The following is a 16,118-nucleotide window of genomic DNA, read 5'->3' as shown; positions in this document are numbered from 1 at the left end:
TTGCACAAAATCAATGATCTGGTGAAGGAAGGGAAGTCTTAATGATGAACAGGCAACAAAAAATAGGTTCAAAAATATCTACATAATTCTGCGTTGCTCAACACCATTTGTGGGGACAATTCATACATTTTCCCCACAGCTTTTCTACTCCTATCTCTACTGAAGATGACTAAATTTGGTGGTTGTTCTGGAAACATCTCCACAGCATTGATCCCATTGCGACTGATCCGACAATAAAATTCTTCTTTTTATAAAGCTAGTTGGGTTTCTATTAGTGCAGCAAATGTTTGAGTATTTAAATTTGAGAAGTGGACGAAGTGCGATAACTATAGCCAACTTGAGAATCCTTTTGAATATGTTGTTTAATGCTGTCGAAGTCGATGAAGTAATCAGCTACATCAATCAAGCTATCACTAGTCATTGTTTGCAGACCAATCACTTCTACTCTAGATCCCAAGCTGCTGACAGCGCTGACGGCATAGGCTAAATCACCATCACCACTGACTAAAACAGCAGTATCGTAATAGGGTGCTAGAGTAATCATATCAACGGCAATTTCTACATTGAGATTGGGTTTTTTGCAATTTTCGGCAACTGCAACTATCTCTTTAGCGACAACGCGATATCCATTGCGACGCATCCATAATAGAAACCCTTGTTGCTTTTCCTTGCTGGCATCAACTCCAGTATAAAAGAATGCACGTAATAATCGAGAACTCTGTGTTAAACGACACAGCAATTTAACGTAGTCGATTTCAATGCCTAGTTGCAAAGCTGCGTGAAATAGGTTTAAGCCATCAATAAAAATTGCCACTCGACCACGACCCCGATCATCCTCATTGGGAACATCGGTAATGATCTCTTGTGGCTTGATTTCTCTGCCTTTGACACCATTTTTTATTGTGGGTGGCCCTTGCCAATGTGGTTTTTCTTTAAGTTCTTTATATTCGTTTGTTTTCTTGTTAAGATTAGTAAAACTCATAGATACCTCTAGATTTTAAATTTGGGATGTATTTGATAAATTACTAATACTAGTATAGTCTGTACCCAGTTAATAACCGTAGTCATAAAAGCAATAGGAAATTGTATACAGACACTAGCTACAAATTAATTTAACTCATTAAGACTGAGCCATATCTTAAATTAAAGTAATGGATGAGAGTAAATACAGCTATAGTACTATAGTGCTGATTGATATTGTGGTTCAGACTCAGAGGTGAGCAGCCTTTCTTTGCCCATATTTGCAGAGGAGAAACAGCAAAGTTTTTTTGATCTGTCTTAGCTTAAATATTAAGAAATTGTGAATTTTTTTAGATGGAAGTTACTTGAGTGTTTTTGCTATTTGGGATGTTAGTAGGAATTAAACCTTGTACGGTGAGAACCGAGCAATGAGCATGATGTAGTACGTAATTGCTAACACTGCCCAAGAAAACTTCACTGATTCCAGTTATTCCTCTACGACCGACAATAATGAGGTCAGCTGGCCAACTTAATGCTAATTCACAAATTATGCGACCTGCGTCACCTACAGTTTGGGTCATCTCAGTTTTGACACCGGCATTAACTGCTGTTTGAGTGAGCGATCGCATCCAGTCGAGTCTTTCTTGCTTGAGTTGATCCCAAGCTTGCATATACTGATTGATGTTTTCAGTATACAAAGTGGGATAAATTGTTTCTGGTTGCAAAAATATAGGATTGAGGTAAGGATCTTCTAAGGGAGATAGCACATGAAGCAGCATTAAGGCTGCATTGCTTGTTTTTGCCAAAAATAGGGCTTGCTCGAAAATATACTGACTTGTTTCGGAGTTGTCTAAAGCAACTAAAATTTTGTGAAACATAGTGAATATTCCTTGAGGAGTAGGTAGCAATAAGCCAGCTTGAGCTTGGGTTTCGACAAGTCTTAAGTTTGGTTTTATTCTGCCCATCTACTTATATACAAACTATTTTAACCTTTTTTGACCGGATCGTTATTTCTGATCACCTGCATTTTGGATCTACCATATAAATAGGAGAGGATGTTTGAAAACTCTACAGTTGTATCGAGATTCCTTCTCACATCCCATCAAAACTGGAGAATAGCCTCATCGCCGAATTAAGCTGTTGTGCATTTAATTTGTATAAGTCTGGCGGGCAAGATGCCCACCCCACAGGATTTAAGCATTTTAGGATTATCCAATCTAGGTGCGTAACAGCTTAAGCAATATATTAGTTTTTTCTGGCGTTGCAGATGAGGAGAAGTTGTTAGTCATCCAAAATCATTACCAGGTGGTGATAGTGATGGTGAAAAGATTTTATAATCGCACAGAAGCAGGACAAATTTTAGCGCAACATTTAACAGCCTATGCTTACCGAGAAGACCTGCTAGTATTGGGTTTGCCTCGTGGAGGTGTGCCTGTTGCTTTTGAAGTAGCCAAAACCTTAAATGCACCTCTGGATGTCTGTATAGTCAGAAAACTCGGCGTACCTGGCCATAAAGAATTGGCAATGGGTGCGATCGCAATGCTTACCGGAAGTATTGCTGCTGGGGGTATAGGAGTACTAAATTATGATGTCATCAATACCTTGGGAATAGACAAGAAAGTTATTGAGATAGTAGCTGCTGAAGAATTGCAAGAATTAAAACGACGCGATCGCACTTATCGGGGTGATGCTCCTCCTTTAAACGTCAAAAATAAAACAGTGATCTTGATAGATGATGGCATTGCTACTGGCTCAACCATGCGGGCTGCGATCGCAATCCTCAAACAACAGCAGCCTACAACCATTGTTGTTGCAGTTCCAGTTGCACCAACAAGCACTTACCAAGAGTTGCAGCTAGAAGTAGACGACATAGTTTGTTTGCAAACTCCAGAACAAATGTCTGCTATTGGATGTTGGTATGAAGATTTTTCCCAGACTAGCGATGAAGAAGTACGCGCACTTTTAGCCAAGCAATCAGATGTGAGAAAAATATCAGATTGAATTTAGCTATATACCCAGTATCTTCGTGATAAGTTTTGCTTACTCTTACTCAGAGTAATTACGGTGACAAAGTGTTGTTTGAGAACCTATCACCCTAGGACTATTTTGATGTTGATCAAGGTAGTAGGGCGAAATTTTTGTCTGTATTAACGTGAGTTCGACATAAGATAATTTGTGGAAAACTCGCCACAAGTAAGAGTCTCAAACCCTTATTATCTCGTTGAAAAATCATAACTCCGTTCGCGTAGCGTCTCCAGAGGAGAAACTCCGAACTCCGAACTCCTAACACCGAACTCACGTTGTATTAGCTCATCCTATGATGGTATGAGCGATTTCTTTTATAAGAGTATCTACTTAGCTAGATAATCTACTAAGTAGTAAAAAGCATCCTCCGTAAGATAGATATAGTTTACATAAAGTAGATGCAATTGACACCCAATTTCATTATGATGAATAGAAGTTTGCTAATAAAAACATCTTAGATATGAATATTGGTTTAGAGAACTTTGGAAACTCACCCATGAAAAAGCTGGCGCATTCAATGACCATCGGATGTATAGTTTTAGGGTTGTACAGTTGCGCGTCAATCAACTCAACTACACCAACAGCCTCTAGCCCATCTGCTAGTCCCACAAATTCTTCAAACGAAAAGATCATCAAAATTGGTGGTTCCAGTTCCACGGCAACAGTGTTAAAACTGTTGGCACAAGCTTACCAAGCCCAAAACAACAACATTAAAATTGAGTTTATCTCTAATACTCAGTCAGAAGGAGCGATCGCGGCTTTAAAAAACGACATCATTGATATCGCTGGTAGTAGTCACAAACTCAAACCAGAAGAAAATAACGGTCAAATTCAAGAGCTTGAAGTGGCAAAAGATATATTATTAGTTGCTACAAACAACAGCGTTAAAGGTGTTAATAATTTATCTACTAAGCAATTAAAAGCCATTTATCAAGGTGACATTACCAATTGGCAAGAATTGGGTGGAGCCAATGCCAAGATTATTGTGTTGGATAGACCTGAAGACGAGTCAGCAAAAAAATTATTGCGAAAATACTATTTAGGAACAGACAAGACTACCACTAAAGCTATTGTTTTGAATAAAGAAGGACAATTAATTGAAACCTTACAAAATACACCTAATTCCATTGGTGCGTTTTCTTTGGCATATTCTGTAATCAATCAACTACCAATTAATCGTCTCAGTCTCAATGGTGTTGCACCCACAGTAGAAAATTTCAGAAGTGGAAAATACCAAATGGTACGTTACATCAGCATAAACTCGGATAAAAAGCCTTCAGCCTCTACTCAAGATTTTATTAATTTTATCTTCAGCGAGAAAGGTAAAGAAATTCTGCAAAAAAATGGTTTTATCCCCAATTAATCAATTAAATAATATATAGGAATCCTATTTGATTTTTGATAGCTTGCGTGGCGTAGCCATACAGAACTCCGTACATACTGAAAGCCTTCTTCCCTGTTCCCTGTTCCCTGTTCCCTGCCTCCACGAAAAATTCATGAATCAAATCGGATCACTATAAATATGCAGAGATTTTTTAAGCGGCTGAATCTGAGCCAAAAAATTGTCATACCACTACTCATAGTTTACTTGAGCGTATTCACATCGGGATTAGTAGTAATAGGAAATTGGTTTACAAAAAGTTTAGAGAGAAATTTTAGTCAAGATTTGGAGAGGTTTACTGAACGAGTTGATCAAGATTTTCAGTATGAACAACAAGCTCTACAAACTAAAATCGAACTAATCGCTTATCAAAATAGGCTTCAGCAAGCTATTGAGCAACAAGATACAGGATTACTATTACAGGTATTATTGCCACTGAAGACAGTATTAAAATTGGATTGGTTGAAGGTAATTGATACTAAAGGCAACATCCTCACAGACTTGCGTAGCATTTCACTATCTGAGATGAAAGTATCAGATCAAGTAATTACCAGTAGTGCCAGTAATGGAGCGCAATTAATTGATTTCCTTGATGTGGAAGATGGGCAAAAAATTCTCCAGAGTGTGACTTATTCAATCAAAACACCAACAGGATTACTAGGAGGAATCATTATTGGCAACTTAGTAGATGATAACCTACTGAAAAAAATTGTGGTTGGTTCTTCCAAACACCTAATTACCCGAAAAAACAATCATATAATTGCAACAACCCTATTGATGCCGCAGCATGGTAATTGGCAATTGCCTGATCCTGGATTGCCCGTGACAGAAATTATGATTGACAACCAGAAATATTTAGCCAAAAGCATCTTAGTTTCTGGAAATAGTCAGGCTTTGACCACTACAGTATTGTTGCCCACATCAACGCTAAAAATGGAGCAATGGAGACTATGGCAACATTTAGGATTCTTGTACTTGTTGGGTAGTGCCATTGTGGCCATTGCCGGATTTTTAACTGTGCAAACAATTACTCGTCCCTTAAAAGTTGTTACACAGATTGCACAACAAGTCACCCAAGAATCTAATTTTGATCTTCAAGCTCCTGTCACAACTCAAGACGAAGTTGGGATATTAGCCATTTCTTTTAACCAGTTAATTCAACAGGTAAAGCAACTGTTAATAGAACAATATGAAGCCAACCAAAAACTAGAGGACTACAGCCAAATACTAGAAGAAAAAGTAGAGGAACGCACCCAAGCACTGCGGCAGAAAAATATAGATCTTAATGAGACTTTAAAAGAACTCAAACTTACCCAGTCCCAATTAATTCAAAATGAAAAAATGTCTTCATTGGGACATATGATTGCTGGCATTGCTCATGAAATCAACAACCCTGTTAATTTTATTTATGGCAATCTCAAGCATAGTGAAGATTATACTAAACAACTACTATGGTTAGTTCAACTTTATCAAAAATATTACCCCTACCCAGAATCAGAAATTAAAAATGCTCAAGAAGAAGCTGATATTAAATTTTTAATGGAAGATTTTCCGAAAATCTTCACTTCTATGAAGATTGGAGCCAGTCGTATACGGGAAATCGTTCTCAGTTTACGAATCTTTTCTCGTTTGGATGAAGCTGAGTTTAAAATTGCCGATCTCCATGAAGGAATTGATAGCACCCTGTTAATTTTACAACACCGTCTCAAATCCCAAAACATAGATGCAAGCGGGAATTCAAATCAACCTCGTCCTCAAATTACAGTGATAAAAGAGTATGCTAACATATCTAAAATCAGGTGCTTTCCAGGGCAATTAAATCAAGTATTTATGAACGTCTTGGTCAATGCTATTGATGCTTTAGAAGAAGCTTTTCAAAATGGTTGTTGCCCAGAACCCGTAATTCGTATTTCTTCAGAGCAGGTGAATGAAAATGTCGTTGTTCATATTGCTGATAATGGCACAGGGATTCCAGAAGAAATCCAACCTCATCTATTTGACCCATTTTTCACTACAAAACCTGTCGGCAAAGGTACTGGTATAGGATTGTCGATTAGCTACCAAATTATTACAGAGAAACATGGTGGTTCCTTGCATTGCATTTCATCACCAGGTCAAGGTACAGAGTTTGTAATTGCCATCCCTATTCATTAGACTTTAGACTTTTTGCAAAATTCCCATAATTACTGATATTAGTAACAGTTAAACTATAGTAATTCTATCTGATAAATTCTATGCGTTTACCCGACGAGCCAGATTTGCCAGTCCAGATTAATATTGTCCCGATGATTGATGTCATCTTTGCAATTTTGACGTTTTTCATCATGTCAACTTTATTTTTAACTCGGTCGGAAGGATTACCAGTTAATTTACCGAAAGCAGCTACAGCAAAATCACAATCAGCAGCAGTACCGATTACGGTAACGGTAGACCAAGGTGGTAAAATTAGCTTAAATCGTCAAGAAGTAACCCTGAAGAGTTTGCCTGAAAATGTGCGGGAATTAATGGGTAGTAATACAGAAGTAGTAATCATTATTAACGCTGATCAGAATGCTACTCACGGTCAAGTTGTGGGAGTTATGGATCGTTTGCGTCAGGTACAGGGAGCAAAATTAGCGATCGCAACTCAAAGACCTTAATCAGGTAATTGGTAATAAGATTTTACCTTTACTCATTACCTATTTTTCCGAGATTGCTGGGAGACTCTACAATTGATGATTCTTGACTCCGAACTCCGACCTCCGACCTCCGACCTCCGTTCGCGTAGCGTCTCCGTTCGGCGAAGCCGTGCCGTAGGCATAGGAGAAACTCCGACCTCCTGACTCCTGTCTTCTATTTATTAATCATCGTTTTAGCAAAAGATATTGAAGGAAAAGGCTATGACTATTTGGGTAAATGAGCAAATTGATCCATCGGGGATGATTTATGCCTGTATTGCTTGTTGTAATGAGTCTCAAGCTAAAGATTGTCATGAATCATTTCAAAAAGGTTTAACCGAAAAGCAAAAAGCAGATGGTTGGGTTGCACAATTACGGTTAGTCAATTCTTGGGATGAGGTTCCGGTTAATGCTTTAAAGCTTAGTTAAATCGGTATAAAATTGGTTATGAAAATTGGATGAAATTTGGATGTTTGTTTTGCTCAACTTTAAAGATCAACAAAATGGGATGATTTTTTGGAAGTTTTCAAGGTTATCATCATATTCAAAGAATAAAATAATAAATTTGCAAAACCCGCATAAATGTGGTGAATTATCCCAGCGTTTGCACTTCAGAGCAAAACTATCCCATTAATTTAGTTGGCAAAACGGGACAAGCTGTTCAAATTTCCATTCATAATCCCAGTCAGTATATCTGTGCCAACTGCGAACAGATTTTACCAGATTGGAAACAGCAACAGTTTTTGTGGGTAGTGGTTGTATTGCAGCAATCAAGATATCAATTAGAGGAAAAGACAGCACAAATAGAAACAGAAAAAGAAAGATTGCGGGAAAAATTTATGCGGTTTGGTTGTGACGTGGCATTTAATTTGCGCGATCGCGGTTATTTAACAGACATCATTGATCCCCGCACTGGCTATCCTTTGCTTTCCCATCCTGGCCCAGTTCCCCACGATGATACAGCAGTAGCTAAAGCTTTACTAGATTATGCAGTTATTAAAAACCAATGTTGTGTACTGGTTCACCCTCAATGGGGTACTGCGGTTTATCCCAGTATTTTGCTTTCCGAAGCACCCCCAGAAATGATTGAATTGGTCACGAAAGCGATCGCACCACTGCATGGTTGGATGGAAGTTGAAATTACCTAACTCATTTTATCCAGTGCTAGATTTAGCTTGAAAACATTCACCCCAGGTTCACCAAAAATACCCAAAAACCGACGATCAGTGTTTTGCAAAATCAAAGTTTCCAACTTCTGTAGCTGAACTCCTCGCGCTTTAGCTACCCTGGCAATTTGCACCTCCGCACCTTCAGGAGTAATATGGGGGTCAAGACTAGAAGCAGAAGTATAAACTAAATCAGCAGTAGGTTTTACACCCGCTCTTTTCAGACGATTTATTTCACCTTCATTCCCGTTAATGCGTTTTAACAATTCTGGATTACTGGGAGCGAGGTTACTAGCACCAGATACCCCAGTTTTCAAAATACCCGCATCATCATTTTTTGGGTTTGCAGTGCTGTAGTTAGTAGTACTGGGACGACTCCAGAAATACTTTTCGCTTGTAAATGGTTGACCAATTAAAGCAGAACCAATTACCGTTCCTTGGGAATTTGTAATTAAGCTACCGTTAACTTGATGAGAAAACGCGACTTGTCCCGAAATCAACATAAATAACGGATAGATAAAAGCTGTTAACAACCACAAAACTAAAGTTGAACGAATTGCTTTACTAATTTGATATCTCTGACTCATTTGAAAATTTCTCCATTTACAAAATATCAAATATTTTTAGGACTAACGAACCGCAGAGGACACAGAGAATTAAGAGATTGGGAGAGTTTTTGCGTAAGTCCTGATTCTCTTGAACTGCGCTATTACTTTACCCCAACTTAAGCATGAGTAATTAAAATTTCTCAGGTTGAAAAATTACAACGAATAAATAAATACAAAGAGACAGGGTAACAAGTCCTAACAAAGTGATCGTGTAAGCTGAAAACCTTGATTCTGCTCCTGGTGCCGCTGCTTGTACTGCTGGTGCTAGTAATACATTTAAACAAAGCAGTAAAAAGAGATTTACAGGAATACGATTGCGTTGGCAAGTTGCAAATATTTCTGATAATTCGTTCATGGTTTTAGAGGTTTATGGAGTTTAAACGCAAAGGGACGCTGAGGTTAGCGCAGAGTAACGCGGAGTTTATATTAAGTTCATAGTTTCATGCAATTCTTGTGGTCTGGGCATCTTGCCCGTTCTTATTTCCTGATCATATTTTAAGCCAGTCCTACAGATGAAATGAGAACATCTATGATTTTGATGGCGATAAAAGGAGCAACCACACCACCTAATCCATAGATAAAAATATTGCGTTGCAAAAGTTGATCAGCAGTTAGGGATCTAAATTTTACACCAGTTAATGCCAAGGGAATCAAAGCCGGAATAATTAAAGCATTGTAAATCAAAGCTGATAAAACAGCAGATTGGGTACTCACTAAACCCATAATATTGAGACTACTTACACCTATTCCTGGGAAAATAGCAGGAATAATTGCAAAATATTTAGCAACATCATTAGCAATAGAGAAAGTAGTCAATGCGCCACGAGTAATGAGTAATTGTTTCCCAATAGTGACGATATCTATTAATTTGGTTGGGTCAGAATCTAAATCAACCATGTTAGCCGCTTCCTTTGCAGCTTGTGTCCCAGAATTCATTGCTACACCGACATTTGCCTGAGCTAAAGCTGGAGCATCATTAGTACCATCTCCAGTCATTGCGACTAATTTTCCTTGGGCTTGTTCGTTACGAATTACCTCAATTTTATCTTCTGGAGTTGCTTCGGCAATAAAGTCATCTACACCTGCTTCTTTAGCAATTACAGAAGCAGTAATGCGATTATCTCCTGTGAGCATAATGGTTTTAATACCCATCCGGCGCATTTGATCAAATCTTTCTTGAATACCTGGTTTGATAATATCTTTGAGGTAAATTACACCATAAATATCACTATCTTGACAGACCGCTAATGGCGTTCCACCTAATCTAGAAATTCGCTCATAAGCTACATCTAGTTCCGGGGTTAATTTTCCATTTCGAGAACGAACAAATCCTTTAATTGCATCTACAGCACCTTTACGAATTTGCACTCCATTTGCTAAATCAATACCACTCATGCGGGTTTTGGCTGAAAATTCAATACCTTCTGCTTGTTTCGAGTCGAAATTTAATTTTGCACCTAATTTCTCTGCTAACTTAATAATTGATTTTCCTTCAGGTGTTTCATCAAATACACTAGAATCAAGGGCAATTTGGGCAACTTCCTGGAGTGAGTAACCTTGAACAGGAATAAATTCCTCCGCCATGCGGTTTCCTAAAGTGATTGTTCCTGTTTTATCTAAAACTAAAGTGTTAATATCTCCGCAAGCTTCTACAGCCCTTCCAGAGGTAGCAATGACGTTAAATTGAGCTACTCTATCCATTCCCGCAATTCCAATTGCGCTTAACAATCCCCCAATTGTAGTCGGAATTAACGCTACTAATAAGGCGATTAATACCGCAATACTCACGGGTGATTTGACATAAACTGAAACTGTAGGTAGGGTGACAATTACCACTAAAAAAACTTGAGTTAAAACTGCTAAAAGTACAGTTAAAGCAATTTCATTGGGGGTTTTACTGCGGGAAGCACCTTCTACTAAAGCAATCATGCGGTCAATAAAACCTTGACCTGGTTCTGATGTAATTCTAATGATCAGTTCATCAGAAATAATGCGGGTTCCTCCAGTTACGGAACTAGCAATATCAGTCCCCGGTTGTTTTAAGACTGGTGCTGATTCTCCGGTAATAGCTGATTCATCAACAGAAGCCAAACCAGCAATTACTTCTCCATCTGCGGGAATAAAATCACCAGAGATAACTTTAATTTGGTCGCCACGACTTAAGCTAGTGGAATTAACTTCTTGAATAGAACCGTCAGGGAGGATTTTTCGGGCTGTAACATCAGCTTTTGTGGCACGGAGGGAGTCAGCTTGAGCTTTGCCTCTTCCTTCGGCTACAGCTTCAGCAAAGTTAGCAAAAACAACGGTGAAGAACAGAATTATGGTAATTAGTCCGTTAAAAAGTCGCGGGTTGTTACCAGTTGTTATCCCAAATAAATTGGGGTCAATTGTCACTAAAACTGTAATAATCGTACCCACCCAGACAAGAAACATGACTGGATTTTTCAGCATATTGCGCGGGTTGAGTTTGACAAATGCTTGTTTAAATGCCCTGGAGTAGAGTCCCGCCGTTTTGGCTTTGGGTGTATGTTTACGTTGTTGTCGAGTTTTTGTAGTTGTCATGGAATTTTAGTTTTTTTTGTAACGCAGAGGAGCGCGGAGGTCAGCGCAGAGATACGCAGAGGTTTTATCGAACAGAATTCAGGAGTCAGGAGTCAGTAGGGTATTCTGTGCGAGTGGCGGATGAATAACCGGGTTTAAGACCCCACCAAGTGGTAGATTTGGTGGTCTTTAATCAGTCGCAGGTCTGTAGCTTGCTTCCCGCAGGATGTTCTCGACTGATAGCGCAGCGTTAGCGAGGAACGAGCGTCTTGATTCTGACTCCTGGCTACTGACTCCTGACTCCTTCTTCAACTACCCACCTCTGCTAATCAAAAATGCTTCGGCAATGGGGCCTAAAACTAGTACGGGGAAGAAGGTGAGCGCCCCAAGAATTAAAATTACGCCGCCGGTGATGCCGGTAAATAGTTTGGTGTCGGTTCTCAAAGTACCTGCGCTGATGGGTACAAGTTGTTTGCGAGACATACTATCTGCTAACAGTAGTAGAGCAATTATGGAGATATAACGCCCTGCTAAAATGCTGATGCTGGTGCTGAGGTTCCACCACAAAGTTCCATCTCCTAATCCTTCAAAACCAGAACCGTTGTTAGCTGCTGCGGAAGCATATTCGTAAACTACTTGGGAAACTCCATGAAAACCTGGGTTAGTAATTCCTCCTAGTGCATCAGGAAAAGCAAATACAATTGACCAAGGAATTAAAATGGCGAAGGGGTGAATTAATAAAATTACGCTGGCTAGGACAATTTCTTTTTTCTCTATTTTGCGTCCTAAAAATTCTGGGGTGCGTCCTACCATTAACCCTGTTAGGAAGACTGCCAAAATTAAGTAGAGAAATAAATATGCTGTCCCGGTTCCCTGTCCTCCCCAAATAATTTGTAGGAAGAGGTTAAAAAGAGTGGCAAATCCTCCTGGTGGCATGAGGGAGTCGTGCATTCCATTGACAGCACCGCACATGGTGGCTGTGGTCATTACTGCCCATAGTGCTGTTTGCGCCCACCCAAATCGGACTTCTTTGCCTTCTAAGTTGGGTTGCTGTTCTCCTAATAGGTTGTTAACGAGGGGATTTCCTTGATATTCACCAAATGCGGCTACACCTACTAAGACAATAAAAATTACAAAAACCATCCAAAATACTAACCAGGATTGTTTAATATTGTTAGCAAATACGCCATAAGTGTAAATAAATGCTGAGGGAATGGATATCATTGCCCAGGTTTCTAATAAGTTTGTAAATCCGTTGGGATTTTCATAAGGATGGGCTGAGTTGATGCCAAAGAAGCCACCACCGTTTTCACCAATTTGTTTGATAATTTCAAAGTGGGCAACGGGACCTCGTGCGATCGCTTGTGTTGCCCCTTCTAATGTGGTCGCTGTTGCCACTCCTGCAAGGGTTTCGGGTACTCCTGCCATCATTAACAACAATCCCCCGACAACGGACATAGGTAGCAAAATCCGGGTAATTGATTTGGTTAAATCAATATAAAAGTTGCCTAATGTCCTACCAGTTAAACCGCGAATAAAGGCGATTCCTACCGCTAATCCTGTGGCTGCTGAGGTAAACATTAAAAAACCTAAAGCAAATGTTTGGCTGGCATAACTGTAGGTTGTTTCACCAGCATAATGTTGTTGATCTGTGTTGGTCAAAAAGGAAAGTGTGGTATGCAGTGCTAAATGCCAACTCGGCGCACTTAAACCTGTGGGATTTAATGGTAGCCATCCCTGAAGCACTAAGATTAAATAAACTAAAATCCCCATGATGAGGTTGCTATACAGCACTGCTTGGGTATATTGCCAGCCTGTCATTTCATCATGGGGACGCACTCCACTTAAGGTATAAATTACTTTTTCTAGGGGATTTAAAACTCTATCAAGCAGTGTTTTTTCTCCTAGAAAAACCTGTGCTATATATTTCCCAAGTAAGGGAGTTGTTGCTATGACTATTAGTAATGTCAAAGCAATTTGTATCCATCCTTGTAACATTGTTTTAGAAAATCTCCTGATACATTAATTTGCAATTTCCATAATCTACTCTTTGGTTGAGTAGTTAAACAGAATCATCAAAATAACATTCTCTATGCTGTAATAATTTGTATCATCAATTATTTTATGAATAAAAACAAGTAATAGAGGGATATAAAACGGAGTTTATTTTTCTATATATAAATGTTTGGCGCGTTTAGATAATATATATATCAACTGTTTATTTTTTAGATAAACACTTGCTGAATGGTAAATAATTGGGCATTAATCAGTGTAAGATTAAGTTGTGTTCCTGTATCGTGCTGTAAGACGAACCGCAGAGACGCAGAGAGCGCAGAGCTAAAAAGAGATGTTTGTTTAGGGCAGGCTTGAGTGTTCACATCTGAATTTGGAATTGCTATATAGGGTTTGCTGAAAAAGTTATCTGTGTTCGCGCAGCGTGACGTAAGTCATGGGCTAGGAGTCAGAATTCAGGAGTCAGGAGTCAGGAGTCAGGAGGAAGAATTAGAAGAAGAGAAGAATCGTCTTGAATCTCTTCAAGTGATAGGTTTTTGCTAGTTTCAACGCTTATTCCTTGCACCTGATTCACCTTTTTAACCTTCAAACTCTTGATATATCTAAGTTTTAGCTTTATTAAGCAAGCCCTATATAATTTTTTTAGTAAGAATTCAGGATACAAAATGTTTGATATAGCAGGGAACTCTTAACAGTTAGGGGTAGAAATTTCTTCCTTCTTCTTTCTTTGTTCATCCTTCATCCTGACTCCGAACTCCGAACTCCTAACTCCGAACTCCGAACTCCGAACCCCGAACTCCTAACTCCGAACTCCGAACTCCGAACCCCGAACTCCTTCATCCTGACTCCGAACCCCGAACTCCGAACCCCGAACTCCGAACTCCTTCATCCTGACTCCTGACTTTTTTTAAATTCACACAATAAATAATAGTTATTGTTTCCTAAATGATATATTTTCACGCTAAATTACCTAATCAAGAATCGTTTTTAGGCAAATATTTGCTCATCACTGTTTTATTTATAATTGCGCTAGTTTTGGAGTATTCTACACCAACTGAATATGTGTTTGGTTATCTCTATACGGGGCCAATTTTGTTAGCGAACTCCTGGTTGGGAAGGCGTGGAAACTTTCAAGCTACCTTTATTGCTGTGTGCTTAACTATGTTCAATCTTGTAGTACCAGGAGGTGAAGAGATGAAGATTTCTACTATAGCCAGTCGAGCGATCGCAGGAATAGCTTTGATTGTCACAGGTGTTTTGAGCGATCGCTTACGTCGTTCGGAAGATGCGATCGCTATCACCCGTGCTAAGTTAGAGGCTCAAGAGGAGTTATCTAGAGTGCGAGAAGACTTTGCTTCTACCCTCACCCATGATTTAAAAACGCCGTTATTAGGCGCAATTGAAACTCTCAAAGCTTTTGAACAAGAAAAGTTCGGTGTCGTCTTACCAGCACAGCAAAAAGTTTTGGCGACAATGACACGCAGTCATCAAACTTCCCTACAACTGCTAGAAACTTTATTAGATATTTATCGCAATGATACTGAAGGTTTAAAACTGGTCTTAGCACCTGTAGATTTAGCTATCTTGGCAGAAGATACCGCTGCTACTCTCTCAGAGTTAGCTTCTAGTCGTCGCGTTTATCTCTCACTTAACTATGGTGACTCTAATTGGCGACAATCGCTTTGGGTTAAAGGTGATGCCCTCCAACTGCAACGAGTTTTTACCAATCTTCTCATCAATGCTATCAATCATTCTCGACGTGGTGAACGTGTGGAAGTGGTGTTAGAATCCCAAGCTTCCTATCAAGTAGTGAAAATCTTGGATACGGGTGCGGGTATTCAACCTGAACAGTTCCCCCATTTATTTGAACGATTTTATCAAGGACACAGCAATCGTCAAGCAAAAGGTTCTGGATTAGGACTTTACCTCTCTCGGCAAATTATTGAAGCTCATAGCGGTACAATTTGGGCAGAGAACAGAATACCCATCGGTGCTATGTTTGCTTTCAAACTCCCTGTTAACCATTTTAGTCCTCTTTAACTGTGCCAGATGCTATCTACCTCAATCAAAATTCTCCTAGTTGAGGATGATGAACTCTTCCGCTTAGGCTTGCGCGTGCGATTGCAACAAGAAACAGGGTTAGAAATTATTGCTGAGGCTGAAGATGGAGAAACAGCGATTGAGTTAGTCAACCGACATTCTCTTGATGTAGTGCTTTTAGATGTAGGATTACCAGGAATTGGGGGAATTGAAGCCTGTCAGCAAATTAAACAGAAATATCCCTATTTACCAGTTCTGATATTAACTTCCCATTCTCAAAAATCCTTGATTACGCAATTAATTGCCGCAGGCGCTCAAGGCTATTGTCTCAAAGGAATTCCGGCTGAAAAATTAATTTTAGCACTTCGTTCTGTTACCGCTGGGGCATCTTGGTGGGATGAAACAGCAACGAAAGAAATTCGGTCTACTTTTACATCTGATTCTAGCCAAATTGACTCAGAAAATAGCTTAAAACCTGCTAATCCACTCACTCAACGAGAAAGAGAAATTCTCACACTGTTAGCAGCCAGAAAAACAAATCAAGAAATTGCCCTGTCACTCTACATTACGCCAGGAACAGTCAGAGTACACGTCCATGCCATTTTGCAAAAACTAGAAGTTAGCGATCGCACTCAAGCCGTTGTTGTCGCTTTGCAAAAACAATTGATAAATTAATTCCTAATTCCTATTATTTAACGAAGTTAAAACCCTCCGAACTCCGAACTCC

The 16,118-nt window shown here is 39.3% G+C and carries 15 protein-coding genes; 9 read left to right on the top strand and 6 right to left on the bottom strand.

Annotation, left to right across the window (positions count from 1 at the left end; translation table 11 throughout):
* Window positions 1-295 precede the first annotated feature (295 nt).
* Both AC012T_RS18925 and AC012T_RS18920 read right to left on the bottom strand, forming a co-directional pair.
* Window positions 296-982 carry a LabA-like NYN domain-containing protein gene (locus tag AC012T_RS18925; protein ID WP_487060279.1) on the bottom strand — a complete coding sequence of 229 codons (687 nt, stop codon included), beginning with the start codon at window positions 980-982 and terminating at the stop codon, window positions 296-298.
* A gap of 328 nt (window positions 983-1,310) precedes the next feature.
* Window positions 1,311-1,838, bottom strand: a complete 528-nt coding sequence (locus tag AC012T_RS18920) for a universal stress protein (protein WP_487066660.1) — start codon at window positions 1,836-1,838, stop codon at window positions 1,311-1,313.
* 439 nt (window positions 1,839-2,277) lie between these two features.
* Here AC012T_RS18920 and AC012T_RS18915 point away from each other — a divergent pair, with 439 nt between their 5' ends.
* From AC012T_RS18915 to AC012T_RS18890, 6 genes are all read left to right on the top strand, one after another.
* Entirely contained in the window at window positions 2,278-2,961 is a 684-nt protein-coding gene (locus AC012T_RS18915; RefSeq protein WP_487060278.1) for a phosphoribosyltransferase, read from the top strand.
* A gap of 520 nt (window positions 2,962-3,481) precedes the next feature.
* Window positions 3,482-4,348 (top strand): phosphate ABC transporter substrate-binding protein, encoded by an 867-nt coding sequence (locus tag AC012T_RS18910; protein ID WP_487066658.1) that lies wholly within the window; start codon window positions 3,482-3,484, stop codon window positions 4,346-4,348.
* 159 nt (window positions 4,349-4,507) lie between these two features.
* Entirely contained in the window at window positions 4,508-6,520 is a 2,013-nt protein-coding gene (locus tag AC012T_RS18905) for a HAMP domain-containing sensor histidine kinase (RefSeq protein ID WP_487060277.1), read from the top strand.
* Window positions 6,521-6,600: 80 nt separating this feature from the next.
* Complete coding sequence (locus tag AC012T_RS18900) at window positions 6,601-7,005, top strand: ExbD/TolR family protein (protein ID WP_487060276.1); 405 nt, start codon at window positions 6,601-6,603, stop codon at window positions 7,003-7,005.
* 240 nt (window positions 7,006-7,245) lie between these two features.
* Window positions 7,246-7,452: a glycogen debranching protein gene (locus AC012T_RS18895; RefSeq protein WP_487060275.1), complete on the top strand. Its 207-nt coding sequence runs from the start codon at window positions 7,246-7,248 to the stop codon at window positions 7,450-7,452.
* A gap of 155 nt (window positions 7,453-7,607) precedes the next feature.
* The gene (locus AC012T_RS18890) at window positions 7,608-8,171 is read left to right on the top strand and encodes a methylmalonic aciduria and homocystinuria type D protein (RefSeq protein WP_487060274.1); all 564 of its coding nucleotides are present in this window, start codon (window positions 7,608-7,610) and stop codon (window positions 8,169-8,171) included.
* On the opposite strand, the gene kdpC is transcribed toward AC012T_RS18890, so the two are convergent.
* The 4 genes from kdpC to kdpA form a co-directional block, all read right to left on the bottom strand.
* Window positions 8,168-8,776 (bottom strand): K(+)-transporting ATPase subunit C, encoded by a 609-nt coding sequence (gene kdpC / locus AC012T_RS18885; RefSeq protein ID WP_487060273.1) that lies wholly within the window; start codon window positions 8,774-8,776, stop codon window positions 8,168-8,170. The two genes, AC012T_RS18890 and kdpC, sit on opposite strands and share 4 nt — an antisense overlap.
* A 151-nt stretch (window positions 8,777-8,927) precedes the next feature.
* Window positions 8,928-9,152: a K(+)-transporting ATPase subunit F gene (kdpF, locus tag AC012T_RS18880; RefSeq protein WP_487060272.1), complete on the bottom strand. Its 225-nt coding sequence runs from the start codon at window positions 9,150-9,152 to the stop codon at window positions 8,928-8,930.
* A gap of 140 nt (window positions 9,153-9,292) precedes the next feature.
* A complete protein-coding gene (gene kdpB / locus AC012T_RS18875) occupies window positions 9,293-11,359 on the bottom strand; it encodes a potassium-transporting ATPase subunit KdpB (RefSeq protein ID WP_487060271.1) in 2,067 nt (688 codons plus the stop codon).
* Between the two features lie 291 nt (window positions 11,360-11,650).
* Complete coding sequence (kdpA, locus tag AC012T_RS18870) at window positions 11,651-13,336, bottom strand: potassium-transporting ATPase subunit KdpA (RefSeq protein WP_487060270.1); 1,686 nt, start codon at window positions 13,334-13,336, stop codon at window positions 11,651-11,653.
* 426 nt (window positions 13,337-13,762) lie between these two features.
* Here kdpA and AC012T_RS18865 point away from each other — a divergent pair, with 426 nt between their 5' ends.
* From AC012T_RS18865 to AC012T_RS18855, 3 genes are all read left to right on the top strand, one after another.
* Window positions 13,763-13,894, top strand: coding sequence for a hypothetical protein (locus AC012T_RS18865; protein ID WP_487060269.1), 132 nt, complete (start codon window positions 13,763-13,765; stop codon window positions 13,892-13,894).
* Window positions 13,895-14,296: 402 nt separating this feature from the next.
* A complete protein-coding gene (locus tag AC012T_RS18860; RefSeq protein ID WP_487060268.1) occupies window positions 14,297-15,391 on the top strand; it encodes a sensor histidine kinase in 1,095 nt (364 codons plus the stop codon).
* 9 nt (window positions 15,392-15,400) lie between these two features.
* Window positions 15,401-16,066, top strand: coding sequence for a response regulator transcription factor (locus AC012T_RS18855; RefSeq protein WP_487060267.1), 666 nt, complete (start codon window positions 15,401-15,403; stop codon window positions 16,064-16,066).
* The last annotated feature ends 52 nt before the right edge of the window (window positions 16,067-16,118 follow it).

Source organism: Anabaena sp. EIM26 (genome assembly GCF_057568715.1).
The sequence above is the reverse complement of the archived record's forward strand: the minus strand, read 5'-3'. Positions and strand labels throughout refer to the sequence as shown.